Below are 24775 nucleotides of genomic sequence, written 5' to 3'. Positions count from 1 at the left end.
AACAAATACGATGTATAAAAAACTTGTTGAAAAGAAAGCAAAGCTTTCACTTGTAGGTTTAGGTTACGTTGGTTTACCTATAGCCCTTGAGTTTGCAAAAAAGATTTCAGTAGTAGGATTTGATATCAAAGAGGATAGACTAGAAAAAATGCGTCAGGGGATTGATCCTTGTTCTGAGTTAGATTCTTCTGCTTTCGATAATACCGATATTGTTTTTACCTCTTCGATTGATACGCTTAGAGAAGCTTCTTTCCATATCGTTGCTGTTCCAACTCCAATTGATGAATTCAACCAACCCGATTTAAAACCTTTACTAAGTGCTTCGCGTACTGTTGGACAGGCTCTAAAGAAAGGTGATTATGTTGTATACGAATCTACTGTATATCCTGGGTGTACAGAGGAGGATTGTATTCCAATTCTTGAAGAGGTTTCTGGACTTAAGGCAGGGGTTGATTTTAAGGTGGGATATTCACCAGAGCGAATTAATCCGGGAGATAAAAATCATACCCTAACCAATACAACAAAAATAGTATCAGGTTGCGATTCTGAGGCTTTAGATACTATTGCAAAGGTTTATGAGTTGGTTATTCAACCGGGTGTGCATCGTGCTCCAAATATTAAGGTTGCCGAGGCTGCTAAGATTATAGAGAATACTCAGCGTGATGTAAACATTGCATTAATGAATGAGCTATCTATCATTTTTAGCCGTATTGGCATAAATACTTTTGACGTACTTGAGGCTGCTGGAACTAAATGGAATTTCTTAAAGTTCTATCCAGGATTAGTTGGTGGACACTGCATTGGGGTTGACCCATATTACCTAGTACATAAGGCAAAAGAGTTAAAGTATCACCCCCAGGTTATTAATGCTGGTCGTTTTATTAACGATTCCATGGGCGGTTATATTGCCAAGAAGTTGGTTAAGAAAATGATCTCACTTGGTAAAAATATATTAGGATCAAGAGTACTTGTAATGGGAGTTACCTTTAAGGAGGATGTTGCCGATATTCGTAACTCTAAGGTTGCTGACATCATTAATGAGCTTAAGGATTACGGTATCGATGTTGATGTAGTTGATCCACATGCCGATGCCGAAGAGGTGCGCCACGAGTATGGTTTTAATCTCATTGAAAAACCTATTGGTAATTACGATTCTGTTATTGTTGCCGTTTCGCATAAGGAGTACTATAACCTTGATGAAAAATTCTTTAAAACACTAACTCACGATAACGCAGTTTTAGTTGATGTAAAAGGAATTTATAGAGGTAAAATTCATAGTTTGAAGTATTGGAGTTTATAACTATTGTTTGATGAGGTTATCTGCGATTAGTCTGAAAAATTCATTTATATCGGATACATTAATAGTTGCATTTGGAACAACTGTTGCTCAGTTTATTCCAATGGTTTTTTATCCAGTTCTTTCAAGAATTTATAATCCTAGCGATTTTGGATTGTTGGCAACTATAATTTCATTATCAGTAGTTATAGGGGTTTTTGCAACTGGAAAATATGAAACAGTAATAATTATTGCAACTACCAATAAGAATGCAATTAACCTCATATCATTATCGATACTTTTTTCTAGTATAAGTTTGATTATATTTAGTCTTTTGATATTTATTTTTTCTAAAGAAATATCAAATGTATTTAACGAACCAAGATTAGAGCAATGGCTTTATTTAAGTCCTTTAATTGCATTGTTTATTTCGATTTATCAGTGTTATAATGAATGGAGTGTTCGTAATAAATATTATTTGAATCTTTCAAAAAATAAAATATCAAACACATTTGTTATTACGTTTAGTAAGCTGTTCATGGGCTGGTTGAAAAAAAATTCGATAGGATTAATTGTCGGAGAAGTCATAGGACGTTTTATTTCAGCTATATATTCGGTTTTTTTGTTTTTAAAGAAAGATAGAGCAATGCTAAAGCAACTTTCATTTTTACGAATGAAAGTTTTAGCAAAGAAATACTCACAATGTCCAAAATTTATCATACCTGCACAATTATTAAATACAATAGGAGGTGAATTGCCTGTGTTTATATTTGCCTATTATTTTAGTACAACTGAAATTGGCTATTATGGTATGGCATTACTTATTCTTTCGGTGCCTTCTTCAATTATTAGTTTAGCAATTAGGGATGTATTTAGGAAAAAAGCAAATGATGAATATGTTCAGAATGGCAATTGTAGATCAACATATGTTAAGGTTTTAGGGATTTTATTTCTTATTTCTTTATTTGGGTATTCACTTTTTTATATACTTGCGCCAAGTATCTTTGTGTTCGTATTGGGTGCAGGGTGGTCAACTGCTGGGATTTATGCGCGGTTATTAATTCCTATGGTCGCAATTAGTTTTGTCACAGAAGTTGGATCAAGCATGTTTATAATTGCAGAAAAAATGAAGGCTTTATTAATTTGGCAAATTCTTTATTTTTCAGTGACTGTAATTTCTCTTTTATGTGGAGTGTTGGTTTTTAAAAATATTCGTGCAACTTTGGTATGTTTTTCCATTGGTCGATCAATAGTTTATTTAGTAAGTTTTTTAATGTCTTATTATTTTGCAAAGGGAACAAGATATTGTGCATAAATTGATACTTCGTTTTAATATTGTAAATGTATTAGGTTTAATAGTTTTTAGAATATTATTAGATATTTGCTATATTATTGTGATAAATCCTTTTTATCAGTCTGTTAGAATGGTTAATCATGCAACTATTTCAACATATCTTATTTCTTGGTTTGTTTTCATTTTATTTATTCCTCTTATATTAGAGAATTATTCAAGAAAAACGCTTTCAGCTAATGTAGTTGTAATTTTTGCTTGTTTTTCTTTTATTCCGACAACGAGTTTAATGGCTTTTATACCCGTTGGCATAGAATTCAATATAATGATGATATTATATTGGTTGATAATATTTGGTGGAAATATAATAATTAAGCCATTTAAATTAGTAGATGTGAATTCTTATAAAACATCTAATCTGTTCTATTTGTTTCTGGTAATTTTAACAACAACAGTCTTATATGTGTCAGGTCGTTATACAGGTTTTCGCTTTCATTTTGGTCTATTTGATATATATGATTTACGTTTCGAAGAAAGAGGATTTAGTTTACCTTCGATAATTAGTTATTTGCATTCAGCAGCAAATGTTTTATTGCCAGTTATGCTTGTTTACTTCCTTTCTCAATTAAGGTATTTTATGGTTGGAATTTTATCAGTCGTAATACTTCTTAATTTTGGTATTGGTGGGCATAAATCTGTCTTATTTATGTTGTTTTTGTCGTTTTTAGGATATTGGTTTTATCGTTTTCAAAGAATATCATATTTTAGTTGGACTTTAGTTCTGATTTGTGTTTTTGCTTTAAGTGAATATTATTTATTTGATACATTTTTTGTATCTGCAATAATGGTGTTACGAGTCTTATTTATACCTGCGGAGTTGCACTTGTGTTATTACGATTTTTTTTCTAAAAATGAATTATTGTATTTTAAACAAGGTTTTTTTAAATGGCTAAATTTACCAACTCCCTATTCTGATAATATAGACTTTATTATTGGAGGTGTATATGGAGGCGATTATCAAATAAGAGCTAATAGTGGTTTGTTTTCTGATGCTTATCAGAACTTGGGAATGTTAGGTGTGGTTATTTTTCCATTTGTTGTGTTATTTATTTTAAGACTCTTGGATGCTAGTACTAAAGGTTTGGATGAGAAGTTATTGATAATTCCTATACTAACGACTAGTATGGCATTAATGTCAACTACCTTTTCAACGGCATTGTTGACTAATGGACTTTTTTTTATGATGATCATTTTGTTCTTTCTTCCAAGAAATCAGAAGAACGCAATTTAATTTTTTGTTTAATATGAAGACTATGAATAATATAAAGGTATGCCATTTTACTTGTGCACATGATGATAATGATGTAAGAATTTTTTCTAAGGAATGCAAATCATTGCACGAGGCAGGTTATGATGTTTATTTAGTTGCGCCAGGAAATAGAGAGATTAGGGTTGAAAATGGAATAAAAATTATTAATGTTAAAGTTAGCAGAAATCCATTAATGCGAGTTTTAAGTTCTTCTAGAAAAGTATATAAAAAAGCGTTAGAACTTAATGCGAATATTTATCATTTTCATGATATAGAACTATTTTGGTATGGGATTAAGCTGAAAAGAAAAGGTTATAAAGTGATTTTCGATAGCCATGAAGATTGGATAGGGTATATCAATGATATAAAATGGTTGCCATCAGTAGTCAAATATTTATTTGTAAAATACATTAAATATAAATATAAAATAAAACTTAATAAATTTGATGCGGTAATTACTGTATCACCTCACATTGTAGATAGTTTAAAGATAAATACACCAAATGTTTTTTTAGTAACAAATTATCCAACTATAAATAATGGAGACATGAATCAAGTGAATTATGCCAAATATTTAGATAGGGAAAAGATAATTTGTTATGCCGGCACTGTATATGAAAATAGTAATCAAGATAAAATACTTTATGCTATACAAAATATAGAAGAGATTAAATATTGGGTTGTTGGAGATATAAGCCAAGCTTATAAAGAACGAATAGTTGGACTAGATTTTAAAAATAAGATATTATTTATTGATCGTGTAAGTAAGCCTGAGTTAATAAATATTTATAACAAAGTAATTGTTGGTGTTGTACTTTTTGATTATTCAAAAAATTGTGGAGGGACAAAAGGTACAATGGGCAATAATAAGATATTTGAATACATGATGTCAGGATTACCCATTATTTGTACGGATTTTGAAGACTGGAAAGAACTGATTGTAGATAAGTATAATTGTGGTATATGTGTTGCTCCTGATAATATTATTGAATTAGAAAATGCTATTAATAAATTGATTCAGGATAAATCATTAGCTTACGAAATGGGACAAAATGGTCAACGTGCAGTATTGGAAGAGTTTAACTGGTCGACCCAAGAAAGAGTGCTGCTTAATATTTATGAGAAAATTTTAATAAACTAAGCAACTATGTTACGAAGAATATATGACGATTATTTTAAAAGTTCAAAAATTTTTGAGTACGATACTATTTTGCATTTTGCTAAAATTAATGACTATGAATTTCATACTGTAAATTCTTTTGCTAATTTGACACAAAATAGACGCATAGTTTTTAAAAAAAATATTCTTATACTTCGATGTGATGTTGATACAAAAGATATTTTTTGTTTAAAACAATTCTTAAATATCGAGAAAAAGTATGATGCACGATGTTCTTATTACTTTCGGTTAAATACATGTGACTATGATATTATGCAAGAAATTGAGCAAATGGGTGGAGAAGCTTCCTACCATTATGAAGAAATTGCCACGTTTGCATTTAAAAATCGAATCAAAGAAAAGGAGATAGTCCTTGCTGATTTAGAGCATATACGAGAAAACTTTAAAATTAACTATCTCAATATGAAAGCCAAATCTGGATTGCTGATGCGAACTGTTGCCTCTCATGGCGATTACGTAAATCGTAAGTTAAAGTTAACAAATATTCCAATTGTAAGTGAAACAGTGAGAACTGAACTAGGCATCATTCGGGAAGCATATGATGAAGAGCATATGAACTATCTAACATATCGACTTGCTGATCACAATTCAAGAAATTTTACCCAAGAGGCGATAGATGCATTAAGTAGAAGAGAATCTGTTGTTGAGTTACTTATACACCCGAGACAGTGGAAATCAGATTTTATTGCTAATACAAGGGAAAATATTAATAGGATATATAGAGGTTTACTTTACTAATATGGGACACTCTAAAATCATTGATTTGCCAAAAATAATAGATATCCGGGGGAATCTATCATTTATAGAACAGACAAGGCATATACCATTTGAAATAAAAAGAGCTTATTGGATATATGATGTTCCTGGAGGAGAAGTTAGAGGGAGTCATGCTTACAAGTTTAATGAAGAGTTTATAGTAGCGTTATCGGGAAGTTTTGACGTTGTTTTACATGATGGGGAAAATGAATATCGATATCATTTAAATAGATCCTATTATGGTTTATATATACCAAAAATGATGTGGAGACGAATTGAAAATTTTTCAACCAATTCTTTCTCTTTAATCCTTTCATCTACATCTTATAATAAAAGTGATTATATACGAGATTTTAATGCATTTAAAATGAATTTAAATGAGTAAAACATCTGCATTTGATTGTTCTATACTAGAATTCAGCAAGCATCATAGCGATAGTAAGGGTAATATTACTGTAGTAGAAAATTCGTATAGCATACCATTTGATATAAAGAGAGTTTACTATTTATACGATATTCCAGGTGGTGAATCTCGAGGAGCACATGCACATAAAGAGTTACAGCAGTTAATCGTTGCTGCAAGTGGTAGTTTTGATGTTATTCTTGATGACGGAAATATTCGACGTTCCTTTACATTAAATCGGCCCTATCAGGGTTTATTAATGGTTCCGGGAATATGGAGAGAACTTGTAAATTTTTCTTCGGGTTCTGTGTGTTTAGTAATGGCTTCGATGGAATATTTAGAAAGTGACTATATTAGAGATTACGATGAGTTCATCAAATTCAAAGCACTATGAAAAACAATAAAATACATCCTACGGCAATAGTCGGTTCTGATGTAATGTTAGGTAGTAATAATGAAATTGGTCCCTATACAATTATATCAGGGAAAACTATTATTGGAAATAATAATGTAATAGGATCTCATGTCATACTTGGATGTGATCCTACTGACACAAAATTTATTGCAAGAGATGAGTCAGCGCGATTGTTAATTGGTAATAATAATATAATTCGAGAGTTTTCTCTTGTCGAGTTACCTTGTTACGAAGAAAGTACAATTATCGGAAATGATGCATTTTTGATGCAAGGTGTTCATGTCTCTCATGATGTTCATGTAAAAGATAAGGCGGTTATTACTAATACATCTGTTATTGCCGGATTAGTTAAAATTCTTGATGGAGCTAATATTGCAATGGCATGTACAATCAATCAGTATACTGTAATTGGGCATTACTCTATTGCTGCAACGAATGCAGCTGTTATGAAAAATATTAAGCCATTTTCAAAATATATTCCAAATAAGCCTTTAAGTGTAAATAAATATGCTTTAAGTAAATTTGGTTTCAATCATTTGGAAGAAGAGATTAGTGATTATGTTTTACATGATATTCCAGTGAAAAATTGTGATTTAAAGAGAATCACTGATGAATTTGATTACTGGGTATTAAAATATGGACATGAAACATACAAATAACATGAAAGTGAAATTTTTAGATTTGCAAAAAATCAACCAGTTATATGCTGATAGTTTGAAAAAGGAAGTGAATGATGTTATCGATTCTGGTTGGTTTCTCAATGGAGGTTGTAATAAGAAATTTGAAGAAAATCTTTCTAATTATATAGGTGTTAAACATGTTATTCCTGTAGCAAATGGATTAGATGCTCTTCGTCTTATAATTAGATCGTATAAAGAACTTGGTTTTTTCAAAGAAGGGGACGAGTTAATTGTACCTGCTAATACATATATTGCATCTATTTTGGCCATTACAGATAATGGGCTAATACCAAAATTTGTAGATCCAGATCCCCAAACGTTTAATATTGATATTTCAAAGATTGAAAGTAGCATAACTGAAAGAACTAAAGGTATCTTAGTTGTCCACTTATATGGTAGAGTTTGTTGGAGTAAAACGTTAGAAAGTTTAGCTGAAAAATACAATCTGAAGATTATTGAAGATAACGCACAAGCTATAGGTGCAGAATGGAATTCTATTAAAAGTGGAAATCTAGGAGATGCGGCAGGTTTTAGTTTTTATCCAGGGAAAAATCTTGGTGCATTAGGAGATAGTGGCGCGGTAGTGACAAATGACGATAGCTTAGCGAAAGTTGTAAGGGCGATTGCCAATTACGGATCTTACGAAAAATACATAAATGAATTTCAAGGGTTGAACAGCCGAATGGATGAAGTGCAAGCTGCTTTTTTAAGTATTAAGTTGTTTGGTCTTGAAAATGATAATAGAAAAAGAAATGTAATTGCTAAAAAATATATTGAAAGCATTCATAACTCAAAAATAGTCTTGCCCGAATATCCAAATGAATTGGAGCATGTTTGGCATTTGTTTGTAATTAGAAGCAAAAATAGGGAAGATTTAGTTCAATATTTAAAAGAAAAAAGTATCGAAACTTTAATTCACTATCCTATACCACCTCATAAGCAACAATGTTATAACCAATATAGTAATTTAAATTTACCCATTACTATTGAATTATCTAATGAAGTATTGAGTATACCAATAAGTCCAGTATTGACAGATGAGGAGGTTGATTTTGTTATTGATACTTTAAATGCTTGGTAGTTATATGGGACGTAAGATTTGGCTTGTAAATCAATATGCAATGCCTCCTGAATTGGAGTCTAGATTAAGAACAATAAAATTTGCTCAATATTTAATGGAGGCAGGATACGATGTAACAATATTCGGTTCTAGTATTATGCATAATATGAATAAAAATTTAATTGAAGATAATAAACTTTATATTGAAAAAAAGTATGGTAATATAAATTTTATTCATATTAATACAACTTTGTACAAAAAAAATGGATTAAATCGAATATTAGGGTTATTTCAATTCCCTTTTCGTTTTATTAAGATCGCGAAAAAATTTGATAAACCAGATGTTATTATACAAACTGCAACAGTCCCTTTTGGAAATATTTTATATTTTTATACAAAAAAAAACAAGATAAAGTATATTGTAGAAGTACTAGATTTGTGGCCTCAAACATTTGTAGATTTAAAAATGTTTAGTAAATGGAATCCAATTGTACTAATCTCTTATTACTTAGAAAAATGGCTTTATAAAAGAGCTGATTGCTTAGTCTTTTCTATGGAAGGAGGAAAGCAATATATTAAGGATAAAAAATGGAGTATAGAATTAGGTGGTAAAATCGATTTAAGTAAAGTTCATTACATAAATAATGGTGTTGATCTCGACGATTTCAATCGATATAAGAATGAATTTGTTATAAAGGATGATGAACTTGAAGATGATAGCATTACGAAAGTCGTATATTTAGGTTCTATTAGGTTGGCTAATAATTTAAAAAGATTGATTGATGCTGCAGCATTGCTAAAAGGATATGATAACGTTAAATTTTTAATTTATGGAGATGGTGATGATCGTGATTTTTTAATAGAATATTGTGTTGAAAACGATATAACAAATGTTTCCTTTAAGGAAAAGTGGATTAAACCTCAATATGTTCCATATGTATTAACAAAGGCTTCCATAAATGTTTTAAATTATATGCCAGGCGATTTTGGTAAGTATGGAGGGAGTCAGAGTAAATTATTTCAATATTTAGCTGCAGGAAAACCAATTTGTTCTAATATTAATATGTCTTTTGACATTATAAATAAATATAATGTTGGTATTTCTAAAGAATTTAAATCTGATAAAGAATATGCAGATGCAATTCTTAGTCTTATAAAAATGGATAAGGTAGAATATAATTATATGTGTGATAGGGCTTTGATTGCTGCTAATGATTTTGATTATAAGTGTTTGACAAATAAAATGAAGACTTTAATTTAAATAGTTGATTATGAAGTTTGCAGAAAATATTTATCGCTCACCTTTTGGTAAGATTATGTCTTTGTTAGGACAATGTATAGCAAAGTTACAAAAACCATTTATGGTTTATGGATTTACTGATTTAGGAACTAATAAATTCAGAAAATTTACAAGGATAAGTAGCAATGTTACTATTATGAGCCCTGATAAACTTAGAATTGCAGATAATGTTTGGGTTTGGCATTATACTATTCTTGATGCGACAGAAGGGATAACTATTGATGAAGGAGCTCAAATTGGTGCTTGGGTAGGTATTTTTACTCATGGTAGTGAAAATTCAATACGATTATTGGGGAATGAATTTGTTAATATTCCAAATAAAGAAAGAAAAGGTTATACACGAGGATCAGTGTATATTGGCGCTTATAGTTTTATCGGAGCTAGGTCAATTGTATTACCTGGAGTAAAAATTGGGAAAGGATGTATTATCGCTGCAGGTTCTATTGTAAGTAAGGATGTTCCTGATTATTCGATTTATGTAGGACAAAATATTCTATCGCAAACAACAATTGATAAGGATGTCAAACATTTTAGATCGAATGATTATTCGGATACATATTATTGCAAAGAAGTTCTAGAACTAATACACGATAAACTAAAAGAAACAGGGGAGTTATAGTGTTTGGAAACGAAAATTGTTAAATGCAGAGAGTGCGATTGTGAAAAAATCGTAAATGTTCACTTAAAAGTTTTTAATGGTTTTTTTTTAACACTTTTAGGTAAACAGTTTCTTAGATCTTATTACAAAGCTGTTATTGCTCATTCTCTTGGAATAGTTTATTGTGCTGTAGATGAAGACAACAATTTTGTTGGTTTTGCTGTTGGGACGAAGAGTGCTAATGGGTTTCATAAGAAGTTGATGAAAAGAAATTTTTGTGCTTTTTTGTTACAAGGTGTGTGCATACTTTTTAAAAATCCATACTTTATTTTCCGATTAATTAAAAACCTAGATAAAAAATCTGATTATTCTGATGATGGAATGTATGCAGAACTATTATCTATTGGAGTACTACCTTCCTATGCTGGTGAAGGAATTGGGAAATTACTTATTAATGCCTTTGAGGGAGCAATTCGTAAGAATGGAATAGAGAGAGTTTCTCTTACTACAGATTATTATAATAATATTTCTGTAATAGAGTTTTATAAAAAGCGAGGATATGAAATTTTTTATGATTTCTATGCTTTCCCACAGAGAAGAATGTATCGGTTGATAAAAAGGTTAAATTAATTTCTATAAATTTGATTGATTGTTGTAGTTATGAAACTTGTAACAATAATAGGTGCTCGTCCTCAGTTTATCAAAGCCGCAGTTGTAAGTAGGGCTTTTCAAAAATCAAATCAGGTAGAGGAGGTTATAGTTCATACGGGGCAACATTTTGACACTAATATGTCGGATGTGTTTTTTGAGGAGATGAGCATACCAAAACCTAAATATAATCTGAATATTAATGGTCTTGGTCATGGTGCTATGACAGGTCAGATGCTCGAAAAAATAGAGGAGGTGTTGCTTGAAGAAAAACCAGATTGGGTTTTAGTATATGGCGATACTAATTCTACATTGGCAGGTGCAATTGCAGCAACTAAATTACATATAAAAGTTGCACATGTTGAGGCAGGTTTAAGATCTTTTAATATGAAAATGCCTGAAGAAGTTAATCGCATATTAACTGATAGAGTGAGTAATGTACTATTCTGTCCTACTGATCAGGCTGTAGATAACTTGTTGAAGGAAGGATATGCTAATATCGATGCTTATATTGTAAATATTGGTGATGTTATGCAGGATGCTGCAATGTTTTACTCTTCTAAGGCAAAAATAGGTAATCTTGAGATTCCTTCTGATTATATCCTTTGTACCATTCATAGAGCAGAGAATACAGATGATCCCCAAAGACTTAAAAGCATTATAGATGCTCTTAATAAGATATCTCAAAATACGGATATAGTTTTGCCACTTCACCCTCGAACTAGATTGAAGTTAGATGCGATAGGCTTTTCATTCGAAACCTCAAAAATTAAATTTATTGAGCCAGTAGGTTACCTTGAAATGGTTCATCTATTAAAAAATTGCAGTTTGGTAATGACCGATAGTGGTGGTTTGCAAAAAGAGGCATACTTTTTTAGCAAGTATTGCATAACTCTAAGGGATGAAACCGAATGGGTTGAATTGGTTAATAATGGATATAACTCTTTAGTAGGAAGTGATTATAATAAAATAATCAACGAAGTTGAGAGTCAGTTGAAATATGGTGATTTAGAAAAATCCGATTACCTGTACGGAAGAGGAGATGCTGGTGAAAAAATATTAGAAAAGTTGCTAGAATTTAATTCTTAGATAAGAGTTTAATACCAAAATACTTAAAATGAAGAATTTTGCACTAATTGGAGCAGCAGGTTTTATTGCACCTCGTCATTTAAAGGCAATGAAGGATACCGGGAATAATCTTATTGCTGCCTACGACGTATTTGATAGCGTGGGAATAATGGATAGCTTCTTTCCTGAATCGTCTTTTTTTACCGAATTTGAGCTATTCGATAGGCATCTCTCTAAAAATAAGGGGACAGATAAAGAGGTTGACTTTGTTTCGGTATGTACACCAAACTATTTGCACGACGCACATATTCGCTATGGCTTACGTTTAGGGGCTAATGTTATTTGCGAGAAGCCAATCGTACTAAACCCTTGGAATATTGATGCGCTAATGAATGTAGAAAAGGAAACTGGGCATAGGGTTTATAATGTGCTTCAGCTTCGTCTTCACAGTGCAATTAAAGCATTAAAAGAGCGTATTGATAGCGAAAAACGCGATACAAAGTACGATGTTGATCTTACCTACATTACCTCCAGAGGAAATTGGTATTATACCACATGGAAAGGAGATGTAAAGCGTAGTGGGGGGGTTGCTACCAATATTGGGGTTCACTTTTATGATATGCTTTCTTGGATATTCGGTAAAGTACAGCAAAATGTAGTTCATGTTAGCTCACATGATAGGGTGTCTGGATATCTTGAATTTGAAAAGGCCCGTGTAAGATACTTCTTAAGTATTAACTACGATACTTTACCAGAAGAAGTGAAGTTGGCAGGCAAAAGAACCTTTAGGTCTATGACCATAGAAGGTTCTGAGTTTGAATTTAGTGATGGATTTACAGAACTTCATACTGAAACCTATAAGGATATTCTTAGTGGTAATGGATTTGGGTTAAAAGAGGCAAGAACTGCAATAGAAATAGTCCATGATATTCGTCATGCTGAACCTCAGGGCTTAAAGGGGGATTATCATCCATTTGCTAAATTGGAATTAGCATCTCATCCTTTTGGTTGGTAAGAAAGTTATAAGAATTGAAAAACTTAATAAATAGAATAGCCCCTTTTATAAAGGGCGAAATAAGCATCAGTGAGATAGATAGAATTATCTATTCCACTGATGCTTCTGCTTATAGGGAAAAGCCTTTAGGTGTTGTATATCCAAAGGATGCTGAAGATTTATCTCAGATTATAAAATTTGCTGCTGAAAATAATTTATCATTAATACCCCGTGCTGCAGGCACCTCATTGGCGGGACAGGTTGTCGGGAATGGTATTATTGTCGATATTTCCAAGCATTTTACGTCAATATTGGAGATAAACAAAGATGAGCATTGGGTTCGGGTGCAACCAGGCGTTATTCTCGATGAGTTAAATCTTTCAGTAAAGGAAGAAGGCTTATTTTTTGGTCCTGAAACATCGACAGCCAATCGCTGTATGATTGGGGGGATGATCGGAAATAATTCTTGTGGTTCACATTCCATTGTATACGGTAGTACTCGCGACCATCTATTAGAGGTAAAAATGCTTTTAGCCGATGGTGCAGAGGTGCATTTTAAACCGATTTCGAAGACTGAATTTGACAAAAAGTTAGAATTAAAGGGGCTTGAAGGCGATATCTATCGAAAAGTATTTGCGATTTTATCGAGTGAGGAAAACCGAAAGGAGTTAAGGGAACAGTATCCGGAACCATCCTTAAAGCGTCGCAATTCAGGATATGCGCTTGATTTGTTAATGGATAACGAGATTTTTTGTGATAGCAGTGAAAAAATAAATATTTGTTCAATTATAGCAGGTTCTGAAGGCACTCTAGGCTTAATTACCGAGGCTAAGCTGAATCTAGTTCCTCTTCCTCCATCTGAAAAGGCTGTAATTTGTATTCATCTAGATAAGCTCGAAGAGGCTTTTCTTGCAAATCTTATAGCGCTAAAATATGGTCCAACAGCAGTAGAGCTAATGGACAAGAATATTCTCGATCTTACTAGGGATAATATTGAACAAAACCGCAATCGCTTCTTTATTGAAGGGGAACCTGCTGCAATACTAATAGTGGAGTTTGCGGAGTCTGCAAAAGATGATGTTGTAACAAAATATGAAGCTATTGTTGCAGAATTGAAGCAACATGGCTATGGTTATCATTTCCCAATAATTTGGGGAAATGATATCACCAGAGTTTGGAATTTACGTAAGGCAGGATTAGGCATTCTATCGAATATGAAGGGAGATGGAAAACCTGTTTCTGTAATAGAAGATACAGCAGTTGCTCCGGAAAGGCTTCCTGAATACATGGAAGACTTTAAAAAGGTGCTTGATAAATATGGTCTTGATTGTGTTTACCATGCTCATATAGGGAGTGGTGAATTGCATCTTCGTCCGATACTAAATTTAAAGGACCCTAAAGATGTGAAGTTATTTAGGGAGATCGCAACTGATGTTGCTCATTTGGTAAAGAAGCATCGTGGTTCATTAAGTGGAGAACATGGTGATGGTCGTCTTCGAGGCGAATTTATACCTATCATGGTTGGTGAGCGTTGCTACCAAATGATGAAAGAAATAAAAAAGACATTTGATTCTCAAAATATATTCAATCCTAATAAAATTGTAGATACACCCTCGATGAATACGCATCTTCGTTATCCTATTGGTGTTAAGGAGAAGGTGTTTGATACAATATTCGATTATTCTGATTCGGATGGTCTGCTCAGAGCCATAGAACGTTGTAATGGTTCTGGAGATTGTCGAAAGACAATACTTGCTGGAGGTACAATGTGCCCGAGTTATATGGCTACTAAGGATGAGGGTAAGACTACTCGGGCTCGTGCCAATATGCTTCGCGAAATTCTTACTCATAGTTCTAAACCCTTTGAGAGTAGAGAATTGTATGAGGTATTAGATTTATGTTTATCGTGCAAAGGCTGTAAGTCAGAATGTCCTTCAAATGTAGATATGGCAAAGCTTAAGGCTGAGTTCCTACAGCACTATTACGATGCCAATGGTATTCCTTTACGTTCTCGTTTGGTTGCCTATATTACCTATATATACAAGGTGGGTAGTATAGTTCCTAGCATTACCAATTTCGTTATGGGAACAAAGGCTATTGCAAAGCCAATACAACGCATGTTAGGTTTTAGTGATAAGCGTACCCTTCCTTTATTATATAAAACAACGTTAAGGAGTTGGTTTAGAAGTACCAATTTATCAAATCCAAACAAAAAGGGTAAGGTTATTTTCTTTAATGATGAATTTACTAACTACAATGATGTAGAAGTAGGAATTAAAGCTATCCTTTTATTGCAGCATTTAGAATATGAGGTGATAATACCTAACCATTATGAGAGTGGTCGTACCTTTATTTCAAAGGGACTTATACGAACTGCAAAGCTAATCGCTAATAGAAATATTGAATTGTTAAGTCCATTAGTTAATGAATGGACCCCTTTGGTTGGTATAGAACCATCGGCTTTACTTTCATTTAGAGATGAATATCCAGATTTGTCTTTACCCGAAAATAGAGAAAAATCAAAAAATCTTGCTCGTAACGCATTTCTGATTGATGAATTTCTAATGCATGAGATGCAGAAGGGAAACATTGTAAAAGAACAATTCACTGATGAGGCATATGAAATTCATTTCCATGGGCATTGTCAGCAAAAATCTATAGCAACAACTGTGGCCACTAAGTTTGTTCTTAGTTTTCCTGTAAATTACAAAGTTCAAGAATTGAAGACGGGATGCTGTGGTATGGCAGGTTCTTTTGGTTATGAAAAAGAGCACTATAACCTCTCTATGGCTATTGGGGAGTTGGTTCTTTTTCCTGCAGTTCGTAAAGCTGCTGCTAACGTAGTAATTGCAGCACCAGGCACAAGTTGTCGTCATCATATAAAGGATGGTACAGGTAGATCTGCTGTGCATCCAATAGAAGTATTATATGAAGCACTTAAAAAATAAAGATATATGAAAATTCCATTTTCACTTCCGGTCATCGATGATGATGTTGTAAAAGAGATGCAAGATACTTTAACCAATACAGGTTGGTTAACAACGGGGCCAAAAGCAAGGGCACTTGAGGAAGAAATTAAAAAGTTTTGTAATGCTAGCGAGGTGCTTTGCGTTAACTCTTGGACTTCTGGTGCAATGCTTATGCTCCGTTGGTTTGGGGTTGGCTATGGCGATGAAGTAATTATTCCAGCCTATACCTATAGTGCAACAGCTCTTTGTGCATTGAATATGGGGGCAACGCCTGTGATGGTTGATGTTAAGGACGATTTTACAATTGATGAATCGAAGTTAAAGTCTGCCATTACTTCTAAAACAAAGGCAATCCTCCCTGTTGATATTGGCGGTTGGCCTTGCGATTATATTGCAATAAAAAGAGTGCTAGAGGATAAAGAAATAAAATGCCTATTTGCACCTTCGAATCCTACTCAAGAAAAGTTGGGCAGAATACTTGTTATTTCGGATGCGGCTCACTCTTTAGGTGCAACCTTCGATGGTGTTGAAAGTGGGCTTCTTTCGGATGTAACTGTATTTTCTCTTCATTCTGTAAAGAATATTACAACAGGAGAGGGAGGAGCTATAGTCTTAAATCTTCCAAAACAATTCGATCAGGCTAACGAATTGACATATTTAAGGGCTCTTTCACTGAATGGTCAAAATAAAAGTGCATTCGAAAAGAATCAGCCTGGAGCATGGCGATATGATATTATTGATCAAGGATTAAAGGTTAATATGCCTGATCTTTGTGCTACGGTAGGTCTTTCGCAAATGAGAAGATATAGAAGCACTTTATTACCTGAACGAAAAGAGATTTTCAACTATTATGTTGAAAAATTATCCCAATACGATTGGGCTATTATCCCTCCGCATAAAGATAATATAAGGGAATCTTCTTATCATCTTTTTCTGCTAAGAGTAAAGAATTTTTCGGAGGAACAACGTGATAGAATGATACAAATCATTAGTGAAAGTGGTGTGGGTGTAAATGTTCACTACATCCCAATGGCTATGCTTACATTGTTCAAGTCAAGGGGATATGAGATAAGTAACTACCCTCAAACGTATGAGCTCTATAAGAATGAAATATCATTACCTATCTATAATGGTCTTACAAAAGAGCAATTAGATATAGTAATAGCAGCTGTTGTTGATGCGTATAATAAAGTAATCTAATAGCAATGATAAACGTTAGCAAGTTTATATCCGAAAACATCACGAAAAGAGATCGTAGTATGTTTTTGGCAGATCTTGAAAAAAATCACGATCTGCTTATAAATGAAATTAAGGATAAATCTGTATTGGTAATTGGTGGTGCTGGAACTATTGGATCATCATATATCCGTGCCTTACTAAAATATGAACCATCGAAACTTTATGTTTTTGATGTAAACGAGAACGGACTAACTGAGCTTACTCGCGATCTTCGCAGCACTTATGGCTTGAAGGTGCCTGATGACTATAAAACCTATCCAATTAACTTCTCAGATCCTATCTTTGAAAAGATATTCAGGAGGGAAGGACCATTTGATATTGTAGCCAATTTTGCTGCTCATAAGCATGTACGTAGTGAGAAGGATATTTATTCAGTTCAAGCGTTAATTGAGAATAATGTAATTAAGGCTCGGAGATTGCTTGATCTATTGGTGGAGTTTCCTCCAAAGCATTTCTTCTGTGTTTCTACTGATAAAGCAGCTAATCCTGTTAATATAATGGGTGGCAGTAAGAAAATTATGGAAGAGGTTATAATGGCTTACTCCATAAAATATCCTATTACAACTGCACGTTTTGCCAATGTCGCTTTTTCGAATGGTAGCCTACTAGCTGGGTTTATTGATAGGTTAATGAAATCTCAGCCCTTTTCTTCACCATCGGATGTTAAGCGCTACTTCGTTTCCCCCGAGGAATCGGGACAAATTTGTTTAATGGCATGTGTTTTGGGTAAGAGTGGAGATATTTTCTTCCCAAAGTTGACCAACGAGCAGATGATGACCTTTTCTAATATTGCTGATAAGTTTCTTGTTTCGCTAGGTTATGAACCTGATTACTGCAAATCGGAAGAAGAAGCACGCAAAAAGGCATTAGATTTAAATGGCAAGATAAAAAAATACCCGGTTTATTACTTTAAATCTGACACATCAGGCGAAAAGTCGTTTGAAGAATTTTTTACAGAAGAGGAGATTGTGGATAATTCATCATTCAAGGCTCTTGGTATAGTGAAGAATGCTCCAAAAAGGAATTTTGAGGCAATAGACTCTATTATAGACGGCTTAAATACGGTATTTACTAAACCTGATTTAAAAAAGGAGGATGTTGTGGCAGAAATGTCAAAATTCCTTCCAAATTTTCATCATATTGAAACGGGTAAAAACCTAGACCAAAAAATGTAAATTGTGATGATGTGTTGCAGAATTTTATAATTCACGCATCACGCATCACGCATCACGCATAATATATGTATCTATTACTTAAGCGCCTTATAGATTTTATAGTAACATTTGTTGCTTTACTAGTATTGTCACCTATTTTGATACCTATTTGTATTGTACTTTTACTTACAGGTGAGCATGAAGTGTTCTACCTTCAAAAAAGAGTGGGATATAAAAACAAGCGTTTTCAAATATGGAAGTTTGCAACCATGTTAAAGAATAGTCCAAATATGGGGACTGGGAGTCTAACATTACGTGGTGATTCTCGTGTTTTACCAATGGGTAAATTCCTTCGTAAAACGAAGATTAACGAATTACCTCAAATAGTAAATGTGCTTATTGGGAATATGTCCTTAGTTGGTCCTCGTCCTCAAATGGAGGTTGACTTTTATAGATATTCAGAGCATATTCAGGAGATAATATATAATGCAAAACCAGGAATAACAGGCATTGGTTCTATTGTTTTTCGAGACGAAGAGAAAATACTAAGCGAATCAATGATGGATGCAACAGAATGCTATATTAAGCAGATTGCACCATATAAAGGTAAGCTGGAAGAGTGGTATTTAGAGAATAGATCGCTATATGTTGATCTTGTATTGATATTCTTAACCGCGTGGGTAATTGTATTTCCCGAAAGTAATTTGCAGTATAAGTTGCTAAGTAATTTGCCGGATAAACCGAAGTTTTACTAAAAAAATTAAATATTATGGATATATTAATCACAGGTGCTGCTGGCTTTATCGGCGCTAATTTTGTAAAGTATATGCTTAAGAAGCATAACGATACAACCTTAATAATTCTAGATAAGCTTACCTATGCAGGAAATTTGGGAACCATAAAGGAGGAGTTAAAAGACCCTAGAGTGAAGTTTATTAAGGGAGATATTGGTAATGCAGAACTGGTAGGCCATTTGTTTGCAGAATACAATATCGACTATGTGGTGAACTTTGCAGCTGAGAGCCATGTGGATAGGAGTATTACCCATCCACAAATATTTTTGGAGACCAATATATTGGGAACTCAGAACTTGTTGGAGTGCGCTAAGCGAGCATGGGGTACTGGTAAAGATGCAAATGGCTATCCTACCTATAAAGTAGATAAAAAGTTTCTACAAGTTTCTACCGATGAGGTTTATGGTTCGTTGAGTAAGGATTATACCGAGCCACAGGCACTGGTAATAGAGGATGAAGCTGTAAAGGCAGTAGTAAAAGGTCGTGATAATCTTCAGACCTATGGTAAAAAGTTTTTTACAGAAACAACGCCACTAGATCCTCGATCTCCCTATTCAGCCTCAAAAACAAGCGCCGATCTATTTGTTATTGCTTATCACGAAACCTACAAGTTTCCTATTAATATCACCCGTTGTTCTAACAACTATGGTCCATACCATTTCCCCGAGAAGCTAATACCTCTTATAATTAAGAATATTCTGGAAGGAAAGAAACTCCCAGTTTATGGAAAGGGTGATAACGTAAGGGATTGGCTATATGTAGAGGATCATGCAAAGGCTATAGATAATGTTCTTTTCAAGGGTAAGGTAGGCGAGATTTACAACGTTGGGGGGTTTAACGAGGAGCAGAACATCAATATTGTAAAACTTACCATCGATACTATTGCTCGCTTAATGTGTGAGGAGCCAAAGTATCAAAGTGTGCTTAAAACCGATCTTAGCAATATTAGCTACGATTTGATTACCTACGTGTCCGATCGTTTAGGGCACGATATGCGCTATGCTATCGACCCAAGCAAGATTGCCCGCGAGTTGGGATGGTATCCAGAAACCCCATTTACAGTTGGTATAGAGAAGACAATTCGTTGGTACCTCGAAAATCAGGATTGGGTAGAAGAAGTTGCCAGCGGAGATTACCAGAAGTACTATGAGCAGATGTACGGTAGTAGATAGTATCAAGATTCACGATAACAAGTATCAAGACGAAGAACATGAAAAATGAAATGATGAAAAATTGGGACATATCGCAAGTCTCCCCTCATGGTTTTCGCGTTTCGCGTTACTGATCATGATTTTCGACTCACTGTTCACGCATCACGAAATATATCTCAGTGACCTCTGTGTTTTCTGAGTATCTGTGTTGAAAAATCTAACATCTAACGTCTCAAATCTAATATCTATTTTATAATGAAAGGCATCGTTTTAGCAGGTGGTAGTACCCCGCAACACAATCAATATACAAGCAGCTGTTGCCTATTTTCGACAAACCTATGGTTTATTATCCAATATCAACGCTGATGTTGGCTGGTATTAAGGATATACTTATTATTTCTACGCCACAGGATACTCCCCATTTTCATAATTTACTTGGAGATGGTAGCCGTTTTGGTGTGAATTTTCAGTATAAGGTTCAGCCATCGCCTGATGGTTTGGCGCAGGCTTTTATTCTCGGTGAAGAATTTATTGGTGATGATGATGTTTGTCTTGTTCTTGGCGATAATATCTTCTACGGCTATGGCTTAAGCGGTATGCTACAGCGCAGCGTAGAGGTGGTGGGGAAGGAGCGTAAGAACGTAGTATTTGTCTACTACGTAAATGACCCAGAGCGTTACGGTGTAGTTGATTTCGACAGCACAGGTAAGGTGCTTAGCCTAGAGGAAAAGCCTAAAGAGCCTAAGAGTAACTATGCGGTTGTTGGTCTTTACTTCTATACTAACGATGTAGTAGAGGTTACAAAAAACGTAAAGCCATCAGCCCGTGGCGAATTAGAAATAACCTCGGTTAACTAGGAATTTCTTAATAGAGAAGAACTCAATGTTGAGTTGATGGGCCGTGGTTTTGCCTGGTTGGATACAGGTACTCACGAGAGCATGCTCGCCGCTAGCCAGTTTATTCACACCATCGAAAGCCGACAAGGATTAAAGATTGCCTGCTTGGAAGAAATTGCCTTTAAAAAAGGATATATTACTGCAGATAAGGTTCGCGAACTAGCAGCACCTATGGCAAAGAACCAGTATGGACAGTATTTGCTGAAATTAGTGAACAGAAGTTAGTGGGAGGTAATCATTTAATAGCAGAGTCTGGATTTGTAAATGTCTTTACTATGAAGAATGCAATAGTGGTTTTCACTACCAATCTTAAGATATAGAATGGCCCGAAATAGGGATGTAGTTAAACCTTTCGGATAAGGATTTAATACAGCCTAAGATAGTTTGCGCACAGTGTTATTAGAACGCTGATATTATAGATTGCACAGATATTCACAGAATGAGCCGCAATGTTGCGGCTCATTCTGTATGCTGTATATCCACAAATACGCACAAATATTCACGAATGGTTGGTTGTAGGTGTTTAGTTATTTGTGAAAATTAGTGCCCTACTTAGAGGTCTTGGTGGATAAATGACCTGCGGATATTAACCACAATGTTCTCAAAGGACAACACAAAGAACGCTATTCTAAGAATCTGTGCCTATCCGTTAAATCAGTAAAACAGAGCCCCGTTTTTTCATTTTTCATTTATATGAGTAGTTTTGTCAGTTGATTAGTTTTATTACGTTTTAGTGAGCGAATTTTTTCCTCACAAAAAGTTTATTTGAAATATGAGTAAAGTTGCATTAATCACCGGAGTTACAGGTCAAGATGGTGCCTATCTATCGGAATACCTATTAAAGAAAGGATACGTTGTACATGGCATTAAGCGTAGATCGTCGTTGTTTAATACCGATAGAATCGACCATATCTACCAGGATCCACATGTGGAGAATCGTAACTTTATCCTACACTATGGCGATTTGACCGATAGCATGAACATTACCCGTATCATTCAAGAGGTTCAGCCCGATGAGATATACAACCTTGCAGCAATGAGCCACGTGCATGTTAGCTTCGAGACTCCCGAATATGTAGGTAATGCCGATGGCTTAGGAACGCTTCGTATTTTAGAGGCTGTTCGCCTACTTGGATTGGCAAAAAAAACAAGAATATACCAGGCTTCTACTTCTGAGCTGTACGGTTTAGTTCAGGCGGTGCCTCAAAGCGAGTCTACTCCATTTTACCCCCGTTCGCCTTATGCTGTTGCAAAGCTTTACGGCTACTGGATTACGGTAAACTACCGCGAGGCATACAAGATGCATGCAAGCAATGGTATTCTCTTTAACCACGAGTCGCCAATACGTGGTGAAACCTTTGTTACCCGTAAGGTAACCCGTGCCATGAGCCGTATTGCGCTGGGTATGCAGGATAATATGTTTATGGGTAACCTTAGCTCGCAGCGCGACTGGGGGCATGCAAAGGATTACATTCGAGCAATGTACCTGATACTACAACAGGATGAACCTAGCGATTACGTTATTGCTACTGGAATAACCACCTCCATTCGCGAATTTATTAAGCTGGCTGGGAATGAAGTTGGCTTAACCATCGATTTTCGTGGCGAAGGCGCTAACGAAACTGGACATGTTGTTGCCGTAGACGAGGCTCTGTTTGTTGAGCGTGTTGGTGAAAAGTACCTAGAGGCAATGAAGCAGCGTATTGCTAATCAGGAGCAGGTTGTAGGTGTCGATCCTCAATACTTCCGTCCAACCGAGGTTGATTTGCTTATTGGCGATCCTACTAAATCTAAGACAGTACTTGGCTGGGAGCCAAAGTATGACTTAAAGGGATTAGTGGAAGATATGATGCAGTCAGATATCAAGCTTTTCAAGAAGGATGACTACCTTAAGGAAGGTGGATATCAGGTGATGAGCTACTTTGAGTAATAGATCACTAATTACACTAATTAAGGTGAATTGCGCGAATTTCTAAAAGGTATGGCAGATGTACTATACAAGGAGGTAAGCTACAAGATTATCGGCGCATGTATGAAGGTGTATCGTACGCTTGGGGCTGGATTTCTTGAGGCTGTATATCAGGCTGCTTTGGTAGAGGAGTTTGCGGCTCAAAATATACTGTTTAGTTCACAGGTGAAGTTGCCTGTTTTCTATGAGGGTGAAGTACTTGAAAAATATCATGTTGCAGACTTTATTTGCTACGATAAAATTGTAGTAGAAATTAAGTCTGCAACTTTCATTTCCGATCCTCATGAAAAACAGCTAATCAACTATCTTAAAGCAACAGGAAAGGAACTTGGTATGCTTGTAAATTTTGGAGCGAAGTCCCTACAATACAAGAGAGCCGTTAATTCGAAATAATTTTGTGTAATTCGTCATAATTCGTGAAATCAAAAATATAATGAAAAAGGAATCTAAAATATACGTTGCTGGTCATAAGGGGCTTGTGGGGTCTGCTATTTGGAAGAACTTGCTGGCTAAAGGTTATACGAATCTTATTGGCCGCATCTCTTCGGAACTCGATTTGCGCGATCAGAAAGCGGTTGAGGAATTTTTTGCTACAGAGAAGCCCGAGTATGTGTTTCTTGCAGCGGCTAAGGTTGGTGGAATTATGGCAAATAGTATTTACCGTGCCGATTTTATCTACCAGAATCTGCAGATACAGAATAATATCATTCACAATGCGTACGTACATGGTGTGAAGAAACTGCTATTCCTTGGTAGCACCTGTATATACCCTCGCGATGCTCAGCAACCCATGAAGGAAGCCGAACTGCTGACATCACCATTGGAGTATACCAACGAACCCTATGCCATTGCAAAGATTGCAGGCATAAAGATGTGCGAGAGCTACAATCTGCAGTACGGAACCAACTATATAGCGGTAATGCCAACCAACCTATACGGTCCGAACGACAACTTCGATTTGGAGAAGTCGCACGTGCTGCCCGCTATGATTCGTAAAATGCACCTCGGTAAGTGTCTTTTCGATAACAACTGGGATGCATTGCGCGAAGACCTGAACAGACGTCCAGTTGAAGGTGTAAACGGTAGCTCTTCTGAGCAGGAAATCCTTACCATCCTAGATAAGTATGGGATTAAGCACTCGAATGGATGCACCGTAGAACTATGGGGAACTGGAGCTCCTTTGAGAGAGTTTCTTTGGAGTGAGGAGATGGCTGATGCTAGCGTTTTCTGTATGGAGAATGTCAATTTCGACGATTTAGTTCGTGAAATTCGCACTAGCTCGCCCAATTCGCAGGAAATACGAAACACGCACATCAACATAGGAACTGGGAAGGAGATTACAATTAAAAAATTGGCCTACCGCATAAGGGAGGTTGTGGGCTTTGGTGGTCAGATTGCCTTTAACTCCGATAAGCCCGATGGAACCATGCGTAAACTTACCGATCCATCTAAGCTGCATTCCTTGGGCTGGCATCACAAGATAGAGATTGAGGATGGCGTTAAGATGATGTACGATTGGTATATCTCTTAATCCGTAATTTGCCAGTAGATACTATACTATATGAGCGCCTTTGGTTTACATGGGCGCTTCTATTTTTGCTATCTTTGCTTCTCAGTTATTTTGT

Annotated in this window: 22 protein-coding genes and 1 pseudogene; all 23 read left to right on the top strand. The window is 35.0% G+C overall.

Annotation, left to right across the window (positions count from 1 at the left end; all coding sequences use genetic code 11):
* Positions 1-10: 10 nt before the first annotated feature.
* Complete coding sequence (locus tag ACHZA1_RS02075) at positions 11-1300, top strand: nucleotide sugar dehydrogenase (protein WP_320053582.1); 1290 nt, start codon at positions 11-13, stop codon at positions 1298-1300.
* Between the two features lie 10 nt (positions 1301-1310).
* Positions 1311-2591, top strand: coding sequence for an oligosaccharide flippase family protein (locus tag ACHZA1_RS02070; protein ID WP_320053581.1), 1281 nt, complete (start codon positions 1311-1313; stop codon positions 2589-2591).
* Positions 2563-3858: an O-antigen polymerase gene (locus ACHZA1_RS02065; protein ID WP_394701052.1), complete on the top strand. Its 1296-nt coding sequence runs from the start codon at positions 2563-2565 to the stop codon at positions 3856-3858. The genes ACHZA1_RS02070 and ACHZA1_RS02065 overlap by 29 nt, the downstream gene beginning before the upstream one ends.
* Before the next feature lie 22 nt (positions 3859-3880).
* A complete protein-coding gene (locus ACHZA1_RS02060) occupies positions 3881-5017 on the top strand; it encodes a glycosyltransferase (RefSeq protein WP_320053579.1) in 1137 nt (378 codons plus the stop codon).
* A 6-nt stretch (positions 5018-5023) separates the two neighbouring features.
* Positions 5024-5794, top strand: coding sequence for a hypothetical protein (locus ACHZA1_RS02055; RefSeq protein ID WP_320053578.1), 771 nt, complete (start codon positions 5024-5026; stop codon positions 5792-5794).
* Position 5795: 1 nt separating this feature from the next.
* Entirely contained in the window at positions 5796-6197 is a 402-nt protein-coding gene (locus ACHZA1_RS02050) for an FdtA/QdtA family cupin domain-containing protein (protein WP_320053577.1), read from the top strand.
* Complete coding sequence (locus ACHZA1_RS02045; RefSeq protein WP_320053576.1) at positions 6190-6609, top strand: FdtA/QdtA family cupin domain-containing protein; 420 nt, start codon at positions 6190-6192, stop codon at positions 6607-6609. The genes ACHZA1_RS02050 and ACHZA1_RS02045 overlap by 8 nt, the downstream gene beginning before the upstream one ends.
* On the top strand, positions 6606-7289 hold the full coding sequence (locus ACHZA1_RS02040; RefSeq protein ID WP_320053575.1) for a hypothetical protein: 684 nt from the start codon (positions 6606-6608) through the stop codon (positions 7287-7289). The genes ACHZA1_RS02045 and ACHZA1_RS02040 overlap by 4 nt, the downstream gene beginning before the upstream one ends.
* A 1-nt stretch (position 7290) precedes the next feature.
* On the top strand, positions 7291-8391 hold the full coding sequence (locus ACHZA1_RS02035) for a DegT/DnrJ/EryC1/StrS family aminotransferase (protein WP_320053574.1): 1101 nt from the start codon (positions 7291-7293) through the stop codon (positions 8389-8391).
* A 4-nt stretch (positions 8392-8395) separates the two neighbouring features.
* Complete coding sequence (locus ACHZA1_RS02030) at positions 8396-9631, top strand: glycosyltransferase family 4 protein (RefSeq protein WP_320053573.1); 1236 nt, start codon at positions 8396-8398, stop codon at positions 9629-9631.
* Between the two features lie 10 nt (positions 9632-9641).
* Positions 9642-10289, top strand: a complete 648-nt coding sequence (locus ACHZA1_RS02025) for an acyltransferase (protein WP_320053572.1) — start codon at positions 9642-9644, stop codon at positions 10287-10289.
* 3 nt (positions 10290-10292) lie between these two features.
* Positions 10293-10898: a GNAT family N-acetyltransferase gene (locus tag ACHZA1_RS02020; protein ID WP_320053571.1), complete on the top strand. Its 606-nt coding sequence runs from the start codon at positions 10293-10295 to the stop codon at positions 10896-10898.
* 30 nt (positions 10899-10928) lie between these two features.
* Entirely contained in the window at positions 10929-12005 is a 1077-nt protein-coding gene (gene wecB / locus ACHZA1_RS02015) for a non-hydrolyzing UDP-N-acetylglucosamine 2-epimerase (RefSeq protein ID WP_320053570.1), read from the top strand.
* Between the two features lie 28 nt (positions 12006-12033).
* Entirely contained in the window at positions 12034-12999 is a 966-nt protein-coding gene (locus ACHZA1_RS02010; protein ID WP_320053569.1) for a Gfo/Idh/MocA family oxidoreductase, read from the top strand.
* Positions 13000-13013: 14 nt separating this feature from the next.
* The gene (locus tag ACHZA1_RS02005; protein ID WP_320053568.1) at positions 13014-15926 is read left to right on the top strand and encodes an FAD-linked oxidase C-terminal domain-containing protein; all 2913 of its coding nucleotides are present in this window, start codon (positions 13014-13016) and stop codon (positions 15924-15926) included.
* A 6-nt stretch (positions 15927-15932) separates the two neighbouring features.
* Positions 15933-17147, top strand: a complete 1215-nt coding sequence (locus ACHZA1_RS02000; protein ID WP_320053567.1) for a DegT/DnrJ/EryC1/StrS family aminotransferase — start codon at positions 15933-15935, stop codon at positions 17145-17147.
* A gap of 5 nt (positions 17148-17152) precedes the next feature.
* Positions 17153-18361 carry a polysaccharide biosynthesis protein gene (locus ACHZA1_RS01995; protein WP_320053566.1) on the top strand — a complete coding sequence of 403 codons (1209 nt, stop codon included), beginning with the start codon at positions 17153-17155 and terminating at the stop codon, positions 18359-18361.
* 65 nt (positions 18362-18426) lie between these two features.
* On the top strand, positions 18427-19095 hold the full coding sequence (locus ACHZA1_RS01990) for a sugar transferase (protein WP_320053565.1): 669 nt from the start codon (positions 18427-18429) through the stop codon (positions 19093-19095).
* A gap of 11 nt (positions 19096-19106) precedes the next feature.
* Positions 19107-20306 (top strand): dTDP-glucose 4,6-dehydratase, encoded by a 1200-nt coding sequence (locus tag ACHZA1_RS01985; RefSeq protein ID WP_320054937.1) that lies wholly within the window; start codon positions 19107-19109, stop codon positions 20304-20306.
* A 234-nt stretch (positions 20307-20540) separates the two neighbouring features.
* A pseudogene (gene rfbA, locus ACHZA1_RS01980) lies at positions 20541-21406 on the top strand (glucose-1-phosphate thymidylyltransferase RfbA).
* 547 nt (positions 21407-21953) lie between these two features.
* Positions 21954-23111 carry a GDP-mannose 4,6-dehydratase gene (gmd, locus tag ACHZA1_RS01975; RefSeq protein ID WP_320053564.1) on the top strand — a complete coding sequence of 386 codons (1158 nt, stop codon included), beginning with the start codon at positions 21954-21956 and terminating at the stop codon, positions 23109-23111.
* Between the two features lie 51 nt (positions 23112-23162).
* A complete protein-coding gene (locus tag ACHZA1_RS01970; protein WP_320053563.1) occupies positions 23163-23543 on the top strand; it encodes a GxxExxY protein in 381 nt (126 codons plus the stop codon).
* Between the two features lie 40 nt (positions 23544-23583).
* Entirely contained in the window at positions 23584-24681 is a 1098-nt protein-coding gene (locus ACHZA1_RS01965; protein WP_320053562.1) for a GDP-L-fucose synthase, read from the top strand.
* The last annotated feature ends 94 nt before the right edge of the window (positions 24682-24775 follow it).

Origin of the sequence: uncultured Acetobacteroides sp., assembly GCF_963667355.2 — a bacterium.
In the GTDB taxonomy this organism is placed as follows: domain Bacteria; phylum Bacteroidota; class Bacteroidia; order Bacteroidales; family ZOR0009; genus Acetobacteroides.
This window is presented reverse-complemented; position numbering and strand designations above follow the sequence as displayed.

Coding starts and splice junctions, on each gene's coding strand:
- ACHZA1_RS02075 (WP_320053582.1), top strand. CDS start 11: ATGTATAAAAAACTTGTTGAAAAGAAAGCAAAGCTTTCACTTGTAGGT.
- ACHZA1_RS02070 (WP_320053581.1), top strand. CDS start 1,311: ATGAGGTTATCTGCGATTAGTCTGAAAAATTCATTTATATCGGATACA.
- ACHZA1_RS02060 (WP_320053579.1), top strand. CDS start 3,881: ATGAATAATATAAAGGTATGCCATTTTACTTGTGCACATGATGATAAT.
- ACHZA1_RS02055 (WP_320053578.1), top strand. CDS start 5,024: ATGTTACGAAGAATATATGACGATTATTTTAAAAGTTCAAAAATTTTT.
- ACHZA1_RS02050 (WP_320053577.1), top strand. CDS start 5,796: ATGGGACACTCTAAAATCATTGATTTGCCAAAAATAATAGATATCCGG.
- ACHZA1_RS02045 (WP_320053576.1), top strand. CDS start 6,190: ATGAGTAAAACATCTGCATTTGATTGTTCTATACTAGAATTCAGCAAG.
- ACHZA1_RS02040 (WP_320053575.1), top strand. CDS start 6,606: ATGAAAAACAATAAAATACATCCTACGGCAATAGTCGGTTCTGATGTA.
- ACHZA1_RS02035 (WP_320053574.1), top strand. CDS start 7,291: ATGAAAGTGAAATTTTTAGATTTGCAAAAAATCAACCAGTTATATGCT.
- ACHZA1_RS02030 (WP_320053573.1), top strand. CDS start 8,396: ATGGGACGTAAGATTTGGCTTGTAAATCAATATGCAATGCCTCCTGAA.
- ACHZA1_RS02025 (WP_320053572.1), top strand. CDS start 9,642: ATGAAGTTTGCAGAAAATATTTATCGCTCACCTTTTGGTAAGATTATG.
- wecB (WP_320053570.1), top strand. CDS start 10,929: ATGAAACTTGTAACAATAATAGGTGCTCGTCCTCAGTTTATCAAAGCC.
- ACHZA1_RS02010 (WP_320053569.1), top strand. CDS start 12,034: ATGAAGAATTTTGCACTAATTGGAGCAGCAGGTTTTATTGCACCTCGT.
- ACHZA1_RS02000 (WP_320053567.1), top strand. CDS start 15,933: ATGAAAATTCCATTTTCACTTCCGGTCATCGATGATGATGTTGTAAAA.
- ACHZA1_RS01995 (WP_320053566.1), top strand. CDS start 17,153: ATGATAAACGTTAGCAAGTTTATATCCGAAAACATCACGAAAAGAGAT.
- ACHZA1_RS01990 (WP_320053565.1), top strand. CDS start 18,427: ATGTATCTATTACTTAAGCGCCTTATAGATTTTATAGTAACATTTGTT.
- gmd (WP_320053564.1), top strand. CDS start 21,954: ATGAGTAAAGTTGCATTAATCACCGGAGTTACAGGTCAAGATGGTGCC.
- ACHZA1_RS01970 (WP_320053563.1), top strand. CDS start 23,163: ATGGCAGATGTACTATACAAGGAGGTAAGCTACAAGATTATCGGCGCA.
- ACHZA1_RS01965 (WP_320053562.1), top strand. CDS start 23,584: ATGAAAAAGGAATCTAAAATATACGTTGCTGGTCATAAGGGGCTTGTG.